Here is a 16,891-nt window from a genome sequence, read left to right as displayed (position 1 = left end):
AGTACCTGATACTCTCGGTTCCAGGTGAGCCCAGTCACAGGCTCCCTCCCTGCGTGCCCAGCGTAGGGACGACACCGACGTCGGGCAGCAGGAGGAACGCGTGGGCAACAACCAGCCTGCCACGGTGGACGGCCGCTCCACCCGATGGGACGACCACCGCGCCGCACGCCGCGCCGAGCTCGTCCATGCCGCGCGCAAGGTCGTGCACAAGAACGGACCCGCCGTGTCGATGGACGAGATCGCCACCGCCTCGGGCACATCCAAGTCGATCATCTACCGGTACTTCGACGACAAGGTGGGCCTGCAGGTCGCGGTCGGCAACTCCGTCGGCGAGGCGATGCACGACGCCCTGGCGACCGCGGCCGCAGCCGCAGGAACCCCGGAGCGGGCGCTGCGCGCCATGGTCCGGGTCTACCTCGAGATGGTCGAGCAGTCTCCGAACGTCTACCACTTCGTGATGCGCACTGGAGTCGTCGCGGGCACCGACGTCGAGGGCCGGCCCGCCAAGGCGCCCCTCGACGCCTTCCTCGAGTCCGTGACCGAGCTCGTCGCCCAGCCGTTCGCGCAGGCCGCGCACGTCTCCGAGGGGACCGCCGCCGTCTGGGCCGCGGGCGCCGTCGGATTCGTCCGCGGGACGGGCGAGTGGTGGCTGCACCACCGCGACGAGCCCGGGACGCCGAGCCGCGAGGAGCTCACCGAGCAGGTCGCCGACTGGCTGTGGTTCGGCCCCGTCGGCCTCTTTTCACCCACCCGCGGGGACGACGCGTCCACGCACCACCACCCGAGTACCCCTGGGGAGCACTGATGACCACCATGTCTGACACCGCCGTCGAGACCACCGACGACACGGAATCGCGCATCGACGTCGCCGGGCTGCAGGAGCACCTGCTGGGCCGCTGGGCCGACCTGCGGCGCGAGGCCCGGGCCACGGCCGGCAAGTCCGCCTTCCACAAGATCGAGGGCCTGAGCAAGGAGGACCACCGCGAGCGCGTGCTCGACCAGTGCCGCCAGCTCGCCGCCATCGGCCAGGTCCACCTCGGCTTCCCCGAGCGTCTCGGCGGCGGCAACGACCCGGGCGGCAACCTCGCCGGGTTCGAGGAGCTCGTCGCGGCCGACCCCTCGCTGCAGATCAAGGCGGGTGTCCAGTGGGGGCTCTTCGCCTCCGCCGTCCTCCACCTCGGCGACGAGGCGCAGCAGGACCGCTACCTGCCCGACGCGATGGACCTGACCGTTCCCGGTGCGTTCGCGATGACGGAGATCGGTCACGGATCCGACGTCGCGAGCATCGCGACCACCGCGACGTACGACCCGGAGACGGAGGAGTTCGAGATCCACACGCCGTTCCGCGCGGCGTGGAAGGAGTACCTCGGCAACGCCGGTCTGCACGCGACGGCGGCCACGGTCTTCGCCCAGCTCGTCACCCGGGGTGTGAACCACGGCGTGCACTGCTTCTACGTGCCGATCCGCGAGACCCGTCCCGACGGGAGCGCCGGCGACTTCCTGCCCGGCGTGGGCGGCGAGGACGACGGCCTCAAGGGTGGCCTCAACGGCATCGACAACGGCCGGCTGCACTTCACGCACGTGCGCATCCCGCGCACGGACCTGCTCGCGCGCTACGGCCAGGTGGCCCCGGACGGCACCTACACCTCCCCGATCGAGAGCCCCGGACGCCGGTTCTTCACGATGCTCGGCTCGCTCGTGCAGGGCCGTGTCTCGCTCGACGGCGCGGCCTCCAACGCCTCCAAGCTCGGCCTGCAGATCGCGGTGACCTACGGCAACCAGCGCCGCCAGTTCACGGGTGCCTCGCCGATCGACGAGGTCACGATCATGAACTACGGCACGCACCGTCGTCGTCTGATCCCGGCGATCGCCGAGACGTACGCGACGCACTTCGCGCACGACCGTCTGCTCGACCTCTTCCACTCGGTGTTCTCGGGTGAGGAGGACACGCCGGAGACCCGCGAGGACCTCGAGACGACCGCCGCCGCCCTCAAGGCGACCTCGACGCGGTTCGCGCTCGACACGCTCCAGGAGGCCCGCGAGGCCTGCGGCGGTGCCGGGTTCATCGCCGAGAACCGGCTCACGTCTCTGCGCGCCGACATGGACGTCTACGCGACGTTCGAGGGCGACAACACGGTGCTGCTGCAGCTCGTCGGCAAGCGCCTGCTGGGCGACTACGCCAAGGAGCTCAAGGGCATCACGCCGGGCGGGATGGCCCGGTTCGTGGTCGAGCGCGCCGCCGACGCGGCCTACCACCGCACCGGTCTGCGCCGTGCAGTGCAGAACATCACGGACCAGGGTTCCGCACGTCGCGCCGCGGGCCACCTGCGCGAGGAGGAGACGCAGCGCGCGCTGCTGACCGACCGCGTGGACGCGATGGTCGAGGCCGTCGCGATGGCACTGCGTCCGGCCCAGAAGGCCAGCCCGGAGAAGGCTGCGGCGATCTTCGACGCGCACCAGTACGAGCTCGTCGAGGCCGCCAAGGCGCACGCCGACCTGCTGCGCTGGGAGGCCTTCACCCAGGCGCTGTCGACGATCGAGGACGAGGGGACGCGCGCCGTCCTGACGCGGGTCCGCGACCTTTTCGGCCTCACCCTCGTCGAGCGCAACCTCGCCTGGTACCTCATCGAGGGCCGCATCTCGGCCCAGCGCGCGCGGACCGTCACGAGCTACATCGAGCGGCTGCTCACGCGTCTGCGCCCGCACGCCCAGGACCTCGTCGACGGTTGGGGCTTCGGCCAGGAGCACCTGCGCGCGCCGATCGCCTCGGGCATCGAGGCGGAGCGCCAGGACGAGGCTCGCGCGTACTTCCGTGCGCTGCGTGCCTCCGGTGACGCCCCGGTCAGCGAGAAGTCGCTGCGCGGGCGCGACGGCAAGGGCAAGCCCAAGGGCGCGCCGGCCACCGACTCCAGCGCGGCACGCGACGGGTCCACGCCGAACCCGAGCTGACGCCTCAAGTCTGCTGCCGACCCGGTGGTCGCGCGCCGGTCCCCGCGGGGAACGCCGTGCGGCCACCGGGTCGCGCTCGTCGGGGCCGGCCCCGACGGAGCGTCGTCACCGCCACCCCGAGCAGCAGTACGACGCCACCGGTGATCTCCCACAGTCCCGGAACCTCCCCCTGGACAAGCCAGCCGACGGTGGTGCCGACGACGGGGACGAGCATCGCGAACGGCACGACCGCCGACGCCGGGTAGCGCGCGAGCAGGGTGTTCCAGATGCCGTAGCCCACGAGCGTCGCGAGCCACGCGGTGTAGAGCGTGGAGAGCACAGCCGCGGCCGTGGGGTGCATGACGGCGTCGGCGACGGCGGCCGGCCCCTCGGTCAGCATCGCGAGCGCGAACAGCGGGACCGGGACGACGGTCGCGGACCAGACCGTCATGGACAGCCCGCCGGTGGCCGTGGGCGTCGAGGTCGCGCGGCTTGCCGCACGCCGGGCCGCGACGTTGCCGATCGCCCACGAGGTCGCGGCAGCCACGACGAGGAGCAGCCCGAGCGCCGGAGTTGCTTCAGTGCGGCCGAGCGCGACGACGCCGAGCCCGACAGCGCCGATGAGGACCCCGGCCAGCTGTCGACCGTTCGGTCGCTCCCGCAACGTGAGTGCGGCGGCGACGACGGTGAGCACCACCTGGGCCTGAAGCACCAACGACGCGAGTCCGGCGGGCATCCCGAGCGCGAGCGCCGTGTAGAGCAGGGAGAACTGCCCCAGGCTCATGAACGCCCCGACGGCGACGACGTCGCGCCACGGGACGACCGGACGTGGCACGAGGAGCAAGGCCGGGAAGAGTACGACGACGAATCGGACGGCGAGCAGGACGGTCGGGGGTACGTCGGCCACGCCGATGTCGATGACGACGAAGTTCGAGCCCCAGATCGCGACGACGAGAAGGGCAAGTGCGATGTGGCGGGAGGGCATGGCCCTATCGTCGGGCGGTCGATTGTTCATGTCTAGCGAAGATTCTTGACCATGACGTCGTAGCATTGCTTCATGATCGATCTCGGTGCTGTTCAGGCCATCGTCGCGATCGACCGCTGCGGCTCGGTCGGCGGAGCGGCGGACGAGCTCGGCTTCACGTCGTCGGCGATCTCGCAGCAGGTGAAGCGGCTGGAGGCCCAGATGGGCGCCGTGCTGGTCGAACGGGCGGGCCGCGGCGTCGTGCTGACCGCCGCCGGTCGGCAGGTGGCTGCCGGGGGAGCGGACCTCGCGACCCGCGTGGAGGCGCTGCGCTCCGGCGTGCAGGCGGAGGCCGGGCAACCGACAGGGCTGATCCGGCTCGCCACGTTCTCGACCGCGATGCGCGGCCTGGTGCCGGGCCTGATCGCCGCGGTACGCCGCGACGCCCCGGATCTCGACGTGGCCGTGCGCGAGCTGGACCCGTGGGACGCCGTCGCCGACGTCGCGGCCGGCCGGTCCGACGTCGCGCTCGTCCACCACTGGGAGGGTGTCGGGCTGCAGATCCCGCCGGCGCTACGGCGCGAACGGGTGCTTCTCGACGTCGCCGACGTGCTGGTGCACCGCGACGACCCGCTGGCGGGCCGGGAGGTCGTGACGGCGACGCAGCTGCTCGACCGTCCGTGGGCGTCGTCGCCCGAGGGCACGATCTGCCACGAGTGGTTCTGCCACATGTTCCGCGACGCCGGGCGGACCCCGACCGTCGCGTTCCGGTGCCTCGAGTTCGCCTCCCAGGTCGAGCTCGTCGCGCACGGGCTGGCGGTCGCGCTCGTGCCACGCCTGGGCCGCGGTACGTTGCCCGCGTCGGTGGTGGCGATCCCGGCCCGCGACCCGGAGCCGACCAGGCCGGTCGACGTGGTCTGGCGGGCGTCGATGACGGCGTCTCCCGCCGTCGCCGCGGTGCGCGGGGCTGCCATCGCGCAGGCGGGGTGATCCGCTGCCCGCTCCAGGGCGCCGGAGCGCCGCTGGAGGCCGAAGGGCGGACGGGCTCCGGGCCGACGTCGCGACGCCGGTAGACTCAGGCCCGCGCCGTCGCGCACCCTGACCACTCCACCCGAGGGATCCGATGACCGCCGCCTCCACGCCTGCCGCACGCCCCGACGCTCGTCCCACGCTGGACACCGTCGAGAACGCCGCAGCGACCCCCGACGAACAGCTGCCGTACGCCGCCCTGGGCCTCAAGCCCGACGAGTACGCGCGCATCGTCGACATCCTCGACCGCCGCCCCACGGCCGCCGAGCTCGCGATGTACTCCGTGATGTGGTCCGAGCACTGCTCCTACAAGTCGTCCAAGAACCACCTGCGCAAGTTCGGTGACAAGGTCACGGACGAGATGAAGCGCCACCTCCTGGTCGGCATCGGCGAGAACGCGGGCGTCGTCGACATCGGCGACGGCTGGGCCGTGACGTTCAAGGTCGAGTCGCACAACCACCCGAGCTACGTCGAGCCCTACCAGGGTGCGGCCACCGGCGTCGGCGGGATCGTCCGCGACATCATCTCGATGGGCGCGCGTCCCGTCGCCGTCATGGACCAGCTGCGGTTCGGCGCCGTAGACCACCCGGACACGGCGCGCGTCGTGCACGGCGTGGTCTCCGGAGTCGGCGGATACGGCAACTCCCTCGGCCTTCCCAACATCGGCGGGGAGCTCGTCTTCGACTCCTGCTACCAGGGCAACCCGCTCGTCAACGCCCTGTGCCTCGGCGTGCTGCGGCACGAGGACATCCACCTCGCCAACGCCTCGGGCACCGGCAACAAGGTGATCCTGTTCGGTGCGCGCACCGGCGGCGACGGCATCGGTGGCGCCTCCATCCTCGCGTCGGAGACCTTCGAGGGCGGCGTGCCGGCCAAGCGCCCGAGCGTCCAGGTGGGCGACCCGTTCATGGAGAAGGTCCTGATCGAGTGCTGCCTCGAGCTCTACGCGGCCAAGGTCGTCGAGGGCATCCAGGACCTCGGCGCGGCCGGGATCTCCTGCGCGACGTCGGAGCTCGCCTCGAACGGCGACGGCGGCATGCACGTCGAGCTCGACGACGTCCTGCTCCGCGACCCCTCCCTGAACGCCGGCGAGATCCTCATGTCGGAGTCGCAGGAGCGCATGATGGCGGTCGTCACGCCCGAGAAGCTCGACGCATTCCTGGCGATCACCGCCAAGTGGGACGTCGAGACCTCCGTCATCGGCGAGGTCAACGGCACCGGCCGTCTCACCATCGACCACCACGGTCAGCGGATCGTCGACGTCGACCCCAAGACCGTCGCGCACGAGGGCCCGGTCTACGACCGCCCGTACGCCCGCCCGGCCTGGCTCGACGGTCTCAACGCCGACTCGGTCTCCGGGCCCGAGGGCGAGGCTCGCTACGCCCGTCCTGCCACCGGCATCGAGCTGCGAGAGACCGCGCTGCGCCTGATCGCGTCGCCGAACCTCGCGAGCAAGGAGTGGGTGACCAACCAGTACGACCGGTTCGTCCAGGGCAACACGGCCCTCGCCCAGCCCGACGACGGCGGCGTGGTCCGCGTGGACGAGGAGACGGGGCTCGGCGTCGCGCTGGCCACCGACGCCAACGGCCGCTTCGCCAAGCTCGACCCGCGCACCGGCGCGCAGCTCGCGCTCGCCGAGGCCTACCGCAACGTCGCCGCGACCGGTGCCCGCCCGCTCGCGGTCACCGACTGCCTGAACTTCGGCTCGCCCGAGGACCCGGACTCGATGTGGCAGCTTGTCGAGGCGATCGAGGGTCTCGCGGACGGCTGCCAGGAGCTCGGCGTCCCGGTCACGGGCGGCAACGTCTCGCTCTACAACGGCACCGGCGAGCCCGGGCAGATCGACTCCTCGATCCACCCGACGCCCGTCGTCGGCGTCCTCGGTGTTCTCGACGACGTCGCGCACGCCACGCCGACCGGGTTCCGTGAGGCCGGCGAGGTGATCTTCCTGCTCGGCACCACGCGTGGGGAGCTCGACGGCTCGGCGTGGGCCGACGTCGTCCACCAGCACCTGGGTGGGCTGCCGCCGCGGCTGGACCTGGCCGCGGAGAAGGCGCTCGCCGGTGTGCTGGTCAACGCGAGCCGCGACGACCTCGTCGTCTCGGCGCACGACGTCGCGGACGGCGGCCTGGTCCAGACGCTGCTCGAGTCCGCGCTGCGGTTCGGGGTCGGTGCCTCGGTGTCGCTCGCCGAGGTGTGCGAGCGCGACGGCGTCACCCCGTTCGAGCTGCTGTTCTCGGAGTCGACCGCGCGGGCGATCGTCTCGGTGCCGCGCAACGAGGTGCAGAAGCTCGCCGACTCGTGCGTCGCCCGCGGCGTGCCCTACGCCAGGCTCGGCGAGACCGGTGCGCTCTCGGCCGACGAGGAGGGCGAGGCGCTCGTCGTCGAGGGCCTCTTCGAGATCCCGCTGGCCGAGGCCGACGCTGCCTACCGGGGGACGCTGCCCGCGATCTTCGGCTGACCGACCCCGACGCCCCTCCCACCTGCCGACGACGCAGGGGGAGGGGCGTCGTCGTCCTGGGACACCGATGGCCCCCGGGCCTCCGCATCGCTAGCGTAGGAGGCGTCGAGGAGGACGAGGAGGACGGCCGTGTGGCTCGCGGGTGCGGTTGCGACGGTGGTGGCGGGCGTGGTGGTGCTCGCCGCGCTCCTTCGCGTGCGGGCGCAGCGCCGTGACCTGCACGTCGAGCACGACCCGATGCGGGTGCTGCGCGTCCAGGTCCGGCTGGGCGAGCTCGCCGCCGAGCTGCGGCGCATCGAGGCCGACCGTGCCCTCTACGGGCGGGCGCACCACTACTTCGCGGTCCGGGGCGCGTACGACGCCCTGCTGCAGGAGGCCTGCGAGCTGGTGGGACTGACGACGACGCAGCGGATCCTGCGTGCCGGGGAGCAGGAGGGCGCGGACGAGCGCCTGCGCGAGGAGCTCGAGCTGAGCTCGCGCGGCTGGTCCTGGTGACCCGTCGACCCAGTTCGTCGGCGCCGGGCCGCGACGCACGAACGCCCGCCCGACCACGAGGGTCGGACGGGCGTCGTCGCGCGGGGGACGTCAGAGCGAGGCGAGGGCCTCGTTGAACGTGGCCGAGGGGCGCATCACCGCGGACGCCTTGGCGTCGTCCGGACGGTAGTAGCCCCCGACATCGGCCGGGGAGCCCTGGACCGCGGCGAGCTCGTCCACGATCGTGGACTCGGCTGCGACCAGCTTCTCCGCGAGCGGTCCGAAGGCCGCCGCGAGGGCTGCGTCCTGCGACTGGGCCGCGAGCTCCTGTGCCCAGTACAGGGCCAGGTAGAAGTGCGACCCGCGGTTGTCGATGCCGCCCAGGCGGCGCGACGGCGAGCGGTCGTGCTCGAGGAACGAGCCGGTGGCCCGGTCCAGCGTCTCCGCGAGGACCTGCGCGCGACGGTTGCCCGCCACACCGGACAGGTGCTCGAGCGACGCGGCGAGGGCGAAGAACTCGCCGAGCGAGTCCCAGCGCAGGTAGTTCTGCTCGAGGAGCTGCTGCACGTGCTTGGGTGCCGAGCCGCCGGCGCCCGTCTCGAAGAGTCCGCCGCCGTTCATCAGCGGCACGATCGACAGCATCTTGGCCGAGGTGCCGACCTCGAGGATCGGGAACAGGTCCGTGTTGTAGTCGCGGAGGACGTTGCCCGTCACCGAGATGGTGTCGAGGCCCTGACGGATGCGCTCGAGCGAGAACGCGCACGCCTCGGCCGGCGCCATGATGCGCAGGTCCAGGCCGTCGGTGTCGTGGTCGCCGAGGTACTGCTCGACCTTGGCGATCAGGTTGGCGTCGTGGGCGCGGTGCGCGTCCAGCCAGAACACCGTCGGGACGCCGGTGGCGCGGGCGCGGGTGACGGCGAGCTTGACCCAGTCGCGGATCGCGACGTCCTGGGTCTGGCACGCGCGCCAGATGTCGCCGGTCTCGACCTCGTGGGAGATCAGGACCTCGCCGGCGCCGTCGACGACCTCGACGGTGCCCGACGCGGGGATCTCGAAGGTCTTGTCGTGGGAGCCGTACTCCTCGGCCTTCTTGGCCATGAGCCCGACGTTCGGGACGGTGCCCATCGTGGCCGGGTCGAGGGCGCCGTGCGTGCGGCAGTCGTCGATCACGGTCTGGTAGACGCCGGCGTAGGAGGAGTCGGGGATCACGGCGAGCGTGTCGTGCTCTCCGCCGTCCATGCCCCACATGTGGCCGCCGCCGCGGATCATCGCGGGCATCGAGGCGTCGATGATGACGTCCGAGGGCACGTGGAGGTTGGTGATCCCCTTGTCCGAGTCCACCATCGCCAGGGCGGGGCCGTTGTCCAGGACGTCCTCGACGGCGGCCCGGATGGCCTCGCCGTCGGGAAGGTTGTCGGTGGCGGAGAGCAGGGCGCCGAGGCCGTCGTTCGAGGACAGGCCGGCGGCACGGATCTGGTCGCCGTACTGCGCGAAGACGTCGGGGAAGAACGCCTCGACGATGTGCCCGAAGATGATCGGGTCCGAGACCTTCATCATCGTGGCCTTGAGGTGCGCGGAGAACAGCACACCCTCGTCCTTCGCCCGCTGGATCTGCTCGCGGATGAAGGTGTGCAGCGCCGAGACGGACATGAACGTGGCGTCCACGACCTCGCCCGCGAGGACGGGGATGCCGTCCTTGAGCACGGTGGTGCCCTCCGGCGTCGTGAGACGGATCGTGAGGGAGTCGTCGGACGGCAGGACGACGGACTTCTCGTTCGAGAAGAAGTCACCGGCACCCATCGTCGCGACGTTCGTGCGCGACTCCGGGGACCAGGCCCCCATGCGGTGCGGGTGCGCCTTGGCGTAGTTCTTCACGGCGCCGGGTGCGCGGCGGTCCGAGTTGCCCTCGCGCAGCACCGGGTTGACGGCCGAGCCCTTGACCCTGTCGTAGCGGGCGCGGACGTCCTTCTCCTCGTCGGTCTGCGGGTGCTCCGGGTAGTCCGGCAGCGCGAAGCCCTGCTCCTGGAGCTCGGCGACGGCGGCCTTGAGCTGCGGCACGGACGCGGAGATGTTCGGGAGCTTGACGATGTTCGCCTCGGGCGTGGTCGCCATCGCGCCGAGCTCGGCGAGCGCGTCGTCGACCTGCTGGTCCGCGGGGAGACGGTCGTTGAACTGCGCGAGGATGCGCCCGGCGAGCGAGATGTCGCGGGTCTCGATGGAAATCCCGGCCTTGGCCGCGTACGCCTCGACGATCGGGAGGAGCGAGTAGGTGGCGAGGAGGGGAGCCTCGTCGGTGTGCGTGTAGATGATCGTGGCGGCGTCGGGCTGTGACTCGGTGACCATGCGGTGGGTCCTCCTGGGAGAGATTGTTTGATATCAAGATATCTTCCGCGTCGTCCCGCTGTCGAAACTGTGCCCGCGGCCGCACCGCAGGCGCGCAGGGGCGCGGTCGCGGCTGGATAGTCTGGCCCCGCCACGCCCGACACCCCTGGAGGAACCATGCCCGCCCCCGTGCTCGAGATCGCTGTCCAGGACGTCGCCGGGGTGCGGGTGGCCGCAGACGTGGGTGCAGCCCGGGTGGAGCTGTGCGCCGCCCTCGGGGCGACCGGGGGCCTGACGCCGAGCGTCGGCCTGCTGGAGGCGGCCGTCGGCGCCGCCGGCACCGTCGGGGTTCATCCGCTGATCCGGCCCCGTGCCGGGGGGTTCGTCTACGACGACGACGAGCTCGACACCCAGGTGCGCGACGTGCGCGCGGCCGTCCGGGCCGGTGCCGCCGGGGTCGTCGTCGGTGTCCTCACGGTGGACGGCGCCGTGGACGCCGAGGCGGTGGCGCGACTTGTCGAGGCGGCGGACGGGCGTGAGGTCACCTTCCACCGGGCGTTCGACGTCGTCCCGGACGTCGGTCTGTCGGTGGACGCGCTGACGGCGCTGGGTGTGACCCGGGTGCTGACCTCGGGCGGTGCGGCCGCGGCTGCCGACGGCCTGCTGCGGCTCGGGGAGACGGTCCGTGCGGCGGACGGGGGGCTTCAGGTGATGGCCGGGGGCGGCGTGCGCCCCTCGGACGTCGCTGCGCTGGCCGCCGTCGGCGTCGACGCCGTGCACCTGTCGGCCAAGACGCTCCGTGCGGACGCCGCCGGCCCCGGCGGCGGGGCGGACGCGGGCTACGAGGTCACGAGCGCGGAGATCGCGACGGCCGCGGCCGAGGCTGTTCGGGCCCTCGACTAGCGTCTCGCGATGTGGGCGTAGGTCGCGGGCGTGTCCCGTGCCGCGTGGGAGCGATGCCACTCACGGCCCCTCCGTCGAACGGGCACCAGCGGTGTCGATGCAGGCCACCACAGCATTCGCCGGGCGCGGGTCTCGGTTAGGTAACTTTCCAGAGCAATTGGCGGTGTGACCAGAATCATTGGTTAGGGTTCCTCACACAACGCCCCGCAGGGGGCGACCACGCACAACGATGTGCGGCGTGCACACGCCGACCATCGCCTTCCGAAAGGACCGATGATGATCCGAAGCACGGGCCGCAAGCGCCTGTACACGGCCGTCACCCTGGTGGCCGGTGTGTCCCTCCTCGCCGCAGGCTGCGGCTCGAGCGACTCGGAGGAGGGGGACTCGAACGAGACCACCGCCAGCGCCGAGGGCACCGCGACCGACCGCGAGCTCGTGGTCTGGGCCGGCGCGCAGCAGCCGATCCCCGAGAACTTCAACCCGTACGCGCCCGAGGTCCAGCACCTCGCCACGGGTGGCGTCTACGAGACGCTCTTCTACTACAACAAGGCGTCGTCCGGTGAGCCCACGCCGCTGCTCGGTGAGTTCTTCGAGTTCAACGAGGACGGCACGGAGCTGACGATCCAGGTCCGCCAGGGCGTCAAGTGGAGCGACGGCGAGGACTTCACGGTCGACGACGTCGTCTACTCGCTCACCAACGAGAACTCGAAGCCTGCGTATATCACCGGCGCCGAGGCCGTGGACGACACGACCGTCAAGGTGACCTTCGACGGCGCACAGTTCACCAACGAGTTCTCGATCCTCGGTTCGACCTGGATGCTCCCCGAGCACGTCTGGGCAGACCTGGGCGAGGACCCGCTGACCTGGCCGAACGCCGAGCCGGTCGGGACCGGCCCGTACCTGCTCGACACGTTCTCCGACGCCGCCTACACCGCGAAGGCGAACCCCGACTACTGGGGTGGCGAGCCGAACGTCAAGAGCGTCCGCTACATCGGCATCGACGCCAACCAGTCGGCCGAAGACCTCCTGCGCACCGGCCAGCTCGACTGGGCCGGCATGTTCGTGCCGGACGCCGACTCCCTCGTCGCCTCGGCGAACCTCGGCTACATCAACACGCCGCAGGACCCGACCGTGCTCTACACCTGCTCGAACGCCGACCTCGGGTGCGAGGGCGACCAGACGGACGTCGCCGTCCGTCAGGCGCTGAACCTCGCGATCGACCGTGGTCAGATCAACGACAAGGCGTTCGTCGGCCTGGCCGGCGACATCTCCCCGACGTTCGCGCTGCTCGGCCGCGACGACGACTGGATCTCGCCCGACGTCGAGGCGGAGAGCCCGCAGACCGCGGACGTCGAGGCCGCCGGCGCGATCCTCGAGGAGGCCGGCTACGCCAAGGGCGACGACGGCATCTACGCCAAGGACGGCGACCCGATCGAGCTCACGCTGACGTCGGTCGACGGCTGGACCGACTACAACAACGCCGCGAAGCTCATCGAGGAGCAGGCCACGGCCGCCGGCATGAAGGTGACCGCCTCGACGATCTCCTGGAACGAGTTCGCCGCCGCCCGTGACACGGGTGACTTCGAGATGATCATGGGCGGTGTCGTCGGGACCTCGGTGCCGGACCCGTTCCAGATCTACCGCGACTGGTTCTCCGGTCCCGCGACCTCTGAGGTTGGCGAGTCGATCCCCGAGGGCTACTGGGGCTTCGCGCGTTACTCGAACCCGGTCGTCGACGACGCCGTGAGCGAGGCTGCCTCGACCAACGACGTCGACACCAAGAAGGCTGCGTACGCCGCGATCCAGGAGGAGATCACCCGTGACCTTCCCTACATCCCGCTCGTGATCAACGCGACGCAGACGTTCTACAACCAGACGGACTACACGGGCTGGCCCACGGAGGACAACCTCTACGCCTTCCCGCCGTCCTGGGGCTCCGGAGCCTCCGGCGTCGTGCTGCACCAGCTCGGCGGCACCGAGTAAGACGCTGCTGAGCCACTGAAGAGGCGCCTGATGTTCCACCTGTGCACGGCGTTCCGTACGCCGGAAAGCGAGACCGATCGATGAGTTACTACGGCCGGCGGATCGTCGTCTACGCGATCACGCTCTGGGCGGCAATCTCCCTGAACTTCCTTCTCCCGCGACTCCTGCCGGGCAACCCGGCAGACATCATGATCGCGCAGATGAGCAGGTCGGGCGACGTCTCCGAAGCACAGATCATGAACATCAGGCGCCTCTTCGGCAACCCCGAGGCCTCTCTCTGGGAGCAGTACATCCAGTACTGGCAGCAGATCGCCAAGGGAGACCTCGGGATCTCCTCGCAGTTCTTCCCGGAGAAGGTCACCAGCCTGATCGGCGGGGCACTGCCCTGGTCGATCGGTCTGATCGGGACCGCGACCCTCATCGCCTTCGCCCTCGGCATCGGGCTCGGCGCCCTGGCCGGGTGGAAGCGCGGCACGTGGGTCGACCAGCTCGTCCCGTCGACGACCCTCCTGCAGTCCCTGCCCTACTTCTGGGTCGCGCTCGTTCTCATCTACGTGTTCGCGGTGCAGCTCCAGTGGTTCCCGATCGTCGGCGGCTACAACTTCTTCGTCTTCAACGCCCCCGAGTGGAGCTGGGCCTTCGTCGGCTCGGTGCTCTACCACGCGGTCCTGCCGGCGGCGACGATCGTCATCAGCGCCGTCGGTGGCTGGCTGCTCGGCATGCGCAACATGATGGTCTCCACCATGGGCGAGGACTACGTGACCACCGCCGAGGCCAAGGGCCTCAGCCCCCGCCGCGTGATGATCACGTACGGCGCACGTAACGCGGTCCTGCCCTCCATCGCCGGAGTCGGCATCGCCCTCGGCTTCGTCGTCGGCGGCTCGGTGATCATGGAGCAGGTCTTCAGCTACCCGGGCCTCGGCAAGCTCATGATCACCGCGGTGCGGGGCAACGACTACGCCCTGATGCAGGGCGTGTTCCTCGTCATCACCCTGACCGTTCTCGTCACCATGTTCATCACGGACATCGTGTACGGGCTCATCGACCCGAGGGCGCGACAGAATGCCTGAGCAGACCACAGCAACCCAGACCCCGGCGGGCGCTCCCGGCTCCGTCGTCGACGAGTCAGCCGGCGGTGGCGTCCCGACCGCCACGACCACGGCTCCCGCACCGGCGGGCACGCCCGCCGCCCGCCGCAAGATTCGGTTCCGCAAGCCGTCCGCCAAGCTCGTGGTGGGGCTCTCGCTCCTCGGCGCGATCGTGCTGTTCGCGCTCTTCGGGCCGCTGATCGGGCAGTTCGACCCGCGCGACTCGAGCAACCCTGCACTCGTCCCGCCGGACTCGACGTACTGGATGGGCACGACGTCGCTCGGCTACGACGTCTTCGCACAGCTCGCGGTCGGCGCCCGCACCTCGCTCTTCGTCGGCATCACCGCCGGACTCCTCGCGGTGACGCTCTCCATCCTCTTCGGCGTGGTCGCCGGGTACGTCGGCGGATGGACCGACGAGGTGCTCTACACGATCATCGGCGTGATGCTCGTGATCCCGGGCCTGCCGCTCGCTATCGTCATCTCGACGCTTGTCCCTGGAAGGTCGGCGCTGCTCGTCGCCGCGATCCTCGGTGTCACGGGATGGGCAGGCTCGGCCGTGGTCCTGCGCAAGCAGGCGCAGTCTCTGCGCAACCGTGACTACGTGGCGGCGTCCCGCATCGCCGGCGAGCGCCCGCTGCGCATCGTCGCGGTCGAGATCCTCCCCAACCTGCTGCCCCTCCTGACGGCCCAGTTCCTCTTCGGCGTCATCTTCGCGATCCTTGGCGAGGCGGGCCTGTCCTACCTCGGTCTCGGACCCACCGGGTCGATCAGCTGGGGGACCATCCTCAACGAGGCCCAGGCTGGCGGCGCGCTGACCCGGGGCGCGTGGTGGTGGTTCATCCCGCCGGGCATCCTGATCGCGCTCGTCGGCACCTCGCTCGCGCTGATCAACTTCAGCATCGACGAGGTCATCAACCCCAAGCTGCGGGCCGCGCCGGCAGCCGCACGGTCCGTCCGCAAGGCCCGCGAGGCCCGTGACGAGCAGTCGAAGGAGGCCACCGCATGAGCGTCGACCAGAAGCGTGAGCCGGTGATCACCGCCCGCAACGTCTCCATCGAGTACGAGGTCGAGCCCGTGGTCAAGGCCGTCCGCGACGTGTCGCTGACGCTCTACCGCGGCGAGATCCTCGGCCTCTGCGGGGAGTCAGGCTGCGGCAAGACCACGCTCGCCTACGGCCTGAACAGGCTGCTTCGCCCGCCGGCACTGATGACCGGCGGCGAGATCGTCTTCCACGACAAGTCCGGCACGGACATCGACGTGCGGGCGCTCGACGACCAGCAGATGCGTGCGTTCCGCTGGGACAAGGTCTCGATGGTGTTCCAGGGTGCGATGAACTCCCTGAACCCCGTCATCAAGATCCGTGCGCAGCTGTTCGACGTCTTCACCACGCACCGCCCGGAGATGGGGAACGAGGAGAAGGAGAAGCGGTCGCGCGAGCTCCTCGGCCTCGTCGGGGTGGACCCGGACCGGATCGACAGCTATGCCCATGAGCTTTCGGGCGGCATGCGGCAGCGCGTGATGATCGCGATGGCCCTGGCCCTCGAGCCGCAGCTGATGATCATGGACGAGCCGACCACGGCGCTCGACGTCGTGGTTCAGCGCGAGATCATCCGAGAGATCATGCGGCTGCGCGAGATCTTCGGGTTCGCGGTCGTCTTCATCACCCATGACCTGCCGATGCTGCTCGAGATCAGCGACCACGTCGCCGTCATGCTCGACGGCGAGATCGTCGAACGCGGTACGTCGGAGGAGATCTACACCAACGCACAGCACGAGTACACGCGTCGGCTTCTCAGCTCGTTCCCCAGCCTCACCGGGGAGCGCGGTGGGTTCGTGCGCGGCGAGGAAGAGGTGGCGTGATGGCGGACGACAGCGCTCAGCAGGTCCGGCGCGAGAGCGGCGGAGTCCTTGAGGTCCGCAACCTCGTCAAGGACTACAAGGTCCGTGGCGCGCAAAAGAAGATCCGGGCGATCAACGACGTGTCCTTCACCCTCGAGGCGGGCAAGACGATCGCCCTGGTGGGCGAGTCAGGCTCGGGCAAGTCGACGATCGCGAAGTCGATCATGCAGCTCGTCAAGCCGTCGGAGGGGCAGATCCTGCTCGACGGCAAGCCGATCGCCCGGCACGGTGCGGGACTGCGGCGGTACCGCAAGGACGTGCAGATGGTGTTCCAGGACCCGTTCGGGTCGCTGAACCCCTTCCATCCGGTCGGACACCACATCGAGCGCCCGCTGCGGATCCACCGCGCCGTCCCCGAGGGGATGACGATCGAGGAGAAGGTGCACGAGCTCCTGGAGCGCGTGAACCTGACCCCGGCAGCCGACATCGCACCGCGTCGTCCGCACGAGCTCTCCGGCGGCCAGCGCCAGCGCGTCGCGATCGCCCGCGCGCTCGCCCCGGGCTCGCGGTTCCTCGTCGCCGACGAGCCGGTCTCCATGCTGGACGTCTCGATCCGGCTCGGCGTGCTCAACCTGCTGGCCCGCCTGCAGCGCCAGGAGAACCTCGGAGTCCTCTACATCACGCACGACCTGGCCACGGCCCGTCACTTCTCGGACGAGATCATGGTGATGTACCGCGGCGACGTCGTCGAGCAGGGGCCGTCGGACGAGGTGATCCTGAACCCGCAGCACGAGTACACCAAGACGCTGCTCGCCGCGGCACCGAACCCGGAGCGGATCGGGCAGATGCGCGACGAGGTCCGCGCCGAGTTCGCGGCGGCTGCCGCCAAGGACTGAC

The 16,891-nt window shown here is 70.5% G+C and carries 13 protein-coding genes; 11 read left to right on the top strand and 2 right to left on the bottom strand.

The window, feature by feature from the left end; genetic code table 11:
* The first annotated feature begins 100 nt into the window (after positions 1–100).
* Positions 101–805 (top strand): TetR/AcrR family transcriptional regulator, encoded by a 705-nt coding sequence (locus tag BLU20_RS13485; protein ID WP_043109149.1) that lies wholly within the window; start codon positions 101–103, stop codon positions 803–805.
* On the top strand, positions 805–2,949 hold the full coding sequence (locus BLU20_RS13480; protein ID WP_083372838.1) for an acyl-CoA dehydrogenase family protein: 2,145 nt from the start codon (positions 805–807) through the stop codon (positions 2,947–2,949). The genes BLU20_RS13485 and BLU20_RS13480 overlap by 1 nt, the downstream gene beginning before the upstream one ends.
* A 4-nt stretch (positions 2,950–2,953) precedes the next feature.
* Here the strand turns inward: BLU20_RS13480 and BLU20_RS13475 are convergent, their stop codons facing one another.
* On the bottom strand, positions 2,954–3,913 hold the full coding sequence (locus tag BLU20_RS13475; protein WP_083372837.1) for an EamA family transporter: 960 nt from the start codon (positions 3,911–3,913) through the stop codon (positions 2,954–2,956).
* 72 nt (positions 3,914–3,985) lie between these two features.
* Here BLU20_RS13475 and BLU20_RS13470 point away from each other — a divergent pair, with 72 nt between their 5' ends.
* The 3 genes from BLU20_RS13470 (at position 3,986) to BLU20_RS13460 (ending at position 7,877) form a co-directional block, all read left to right on the top strand.
* Positions 3,986–4,882, top strand: coding sequence for a LysR family transcriptional regulator (locus BLU20_RS13470; protein WP_083372836.1), 897 nt, complete (start codon positions 3,986–3,988; stop codon positions 4,880–4,882).
* Between the two features lie 133 nt (positions 4,883–5,015).
* A complete protein-coding gene (gene purL / locus BLU20_RS13465; protein ID WP_083372835.1) occupies positions 5,016–7,382 on the top strand; it encodes a phosphoribosylformylglycinamidine synthase subunit PurL in 2,367 nt (788 codons plus the stop codon).
* Between the two features lie 129 nt (positions 7,383–7,511).
* Entirely contained in the window at positions 7,512–7,877 is a 366-nt protein-coding gene (locus BLU20_RS13460) for a hypothetical protein (protein ID WP_231959236.1), read from the top strand.
* Between the two features lie 90 nt (positions 7,878–7,967).
* On the opposite strand, the gene BLU20_RS13455 is transcribed toward BLU20_RS13460, so the two are convergent.
* A complete protein-coding gene (locus tag BLU20_RS13455; RefSeq protein ID WP_083372834.1) occupies positions 7,968–10,199 on the bottom strand; it encodes an NADP-dependent isocitrate dehydrogenase in 2,232 nt (743 codons plus the stop codon).
* Positions 10,200–10,355: 156 nt separating this feature from the next.
* Between BLU20_RS13455 and BLU20_RS13450 the strand changes: the two genes are divergently transcribed.
* From BLU20_RS13450 to BLU20_RS13425, 6 genes are all read left to right on the top strand, one after another.
* On the top strand, positions 10,356–11,081 hold the full coding sequence (locus BLU20_RS13450; RefSeq protein WP_083372833.1) for a copper homeostasis protein CutC: 726 nt from the start codon (positions 10,356–10,358) through the stop codon (positions 11,079–11,081).
* Positions 11,082–11,357: 276 nt separating this feature from the next.
* Positions 11,358–13,064 (top strand): ABC transporter substrate-binding protein, encoded by a 1,707-nt coding sequence (locus tag BLU20_RS13445; RefSeq protein ID WP_083373088.1) that lies wholly within the window; start codon positions 11,358–11,360, stop codon positions 13,062–13,064.
* 80 nt (positions 13,065–13,144) lie between these two features.
* Entirely contained in the window at positions 13,145–14,134 is a 990-nt protein-coding gene (locus BLU20_RS13440; RefSeq protein WP_083372832.1) for an ABC transporter permease, read from the top strand.
* The gene (locus BLU20_RS13435; RefSeq protein ID WP_029251943.1) at positions 14,127–15,161 is read left to right on the top strand and encodes an ABC transporter permease; all 1,035 of its coding nucleotides are present in this window, start codon (positions 14,127–14,129) and stop codon (positions 15,159–15,161) included. Before BLU20_RS13440 ends, BLU20_RS13435 begins: the two co-directional genes overlap by 8 nt.
* Positions 15,158–16,015 carry an ABC transporter ATP-binding protein gene (locus tag BLU20_RS13430; RefSeq protein ID WP_029251944.1) on the top strand — a complete coding sequence of 286 codons (858 nt, stop codon included), beginning with the start codon at positions 15,158–15,160 and terminating at the stop codon, positions 16,013–16,015. The genes BLU20_RS13435 and BLU20_RS13430 overlap by 4 nt, the downstream gene beginning before the upstream one ends.
* Entirely contained in the window at positions 16,015–16,890 is an 876-nt protein-coding gene (locus tag BLU20_RS13425) for an ABC transporter ATP-binding protein (RefSeq protein WP_083372831.1), read from the top strand. The genes BLU20_RS13430 and BLU20_RS13425 overlap by 1 nt, the downstream gene beginning before the upstream one ends.
* Position 16,891 lies beyond the last annotated feature (1 nt).

The organism is Paraoerskovia marina, assembly GCF_900105445.1.
Classification (GTDB): Bacteria; Actinomycetota; Actinomycetes; order Actinomycetales; family Cellulomonadaceae; genus Paraoerskovia; species Paraoerskovia marina.
This window is presented reverse-complemented; position numbering and strand designations above follow the sequence as displayed.

Excerpts from the sequence above, each read along its gene's own strand:
- BLU20_RS13450 (WP_083372833.1), top strand. The coding sequence starts at position 10,356 with ATGCCCGCCCCCGTGCTCGAGATCGCTGTCCAGGACGTCGCCGGGGTG.
- BLU20_RS13435 (WP_029251943.1), top strand. The coding sequence starts at position 14,127 with ATGCCTGAGCAGACCACAGCAACCCAGACCCCGGCGGGCGCTCCCGGC.
- BLU20_RS13480 (WP_083372838.1), top strand. The coding sequence starts at position 805 with ATGACCACCATGTCTGACACCGCCGTCGAGACCACCGACGACACGGAA.
- BLU20_RS13430 (WP_029251944.1), top strand. The coding sequence starts at position 15,158 with ATGAGCGTCGACCAGAAGCGTGAGCCGGTGATCACCGCCCGCAACGTC.
- BLU20_RS13425 (WP_083372831.1), top strand. The coding sequence starts at position 16,015 with ATGGCGGACGACAGCGCTCAGCAGGTCCGGCGCGAGAGCGGCGGAGTC.
- BLU20_RS13475 (WP_083372837.1), bottom strand. The coding sequence starts at position 3,913 with ATGCCCTCCCGCCACATCGCACTTGCCCTTCTCGTCGTCGCGATCTGG.
- BLU20_RS13470 (WP_083372836.1), top strand. The coding sequence starts at position 3,986 with ATGATCGATCTCGGTGCTGTTCAGGCCATCGTCGCGATCGACCGCTGC.
- BLU20_RS13440 (WP_083372832.1), top strand. The coding sequence starts at position 13,145 with ATGAGTTACTACGGCCGGCGGATCGTCGTCTACGCGATCACGCTCTGG.
- purL (WP_083372835.1), top strand. The coding sequence starts at position 5,016 with ATGACCGCCGCCTCCACGCCTGCCGCACGCCCCGACGCTCGTCCCACG.
- BLU20_RS13455 (WP_083372834.1), bottom strand. The coding sequence starts at position 10,199 with ATGGTCACCGAGTCACAGCCCGACGCCGCCACGATCATCTACACGCAC.
- BLU20_RS13445 (WP_083373088.1), top strand. The coding sequence starts at position 11,358 with ATGATCCGAAGCACGGGCCGCAAGCGCCTGTACACGGCCGTCACCCTG.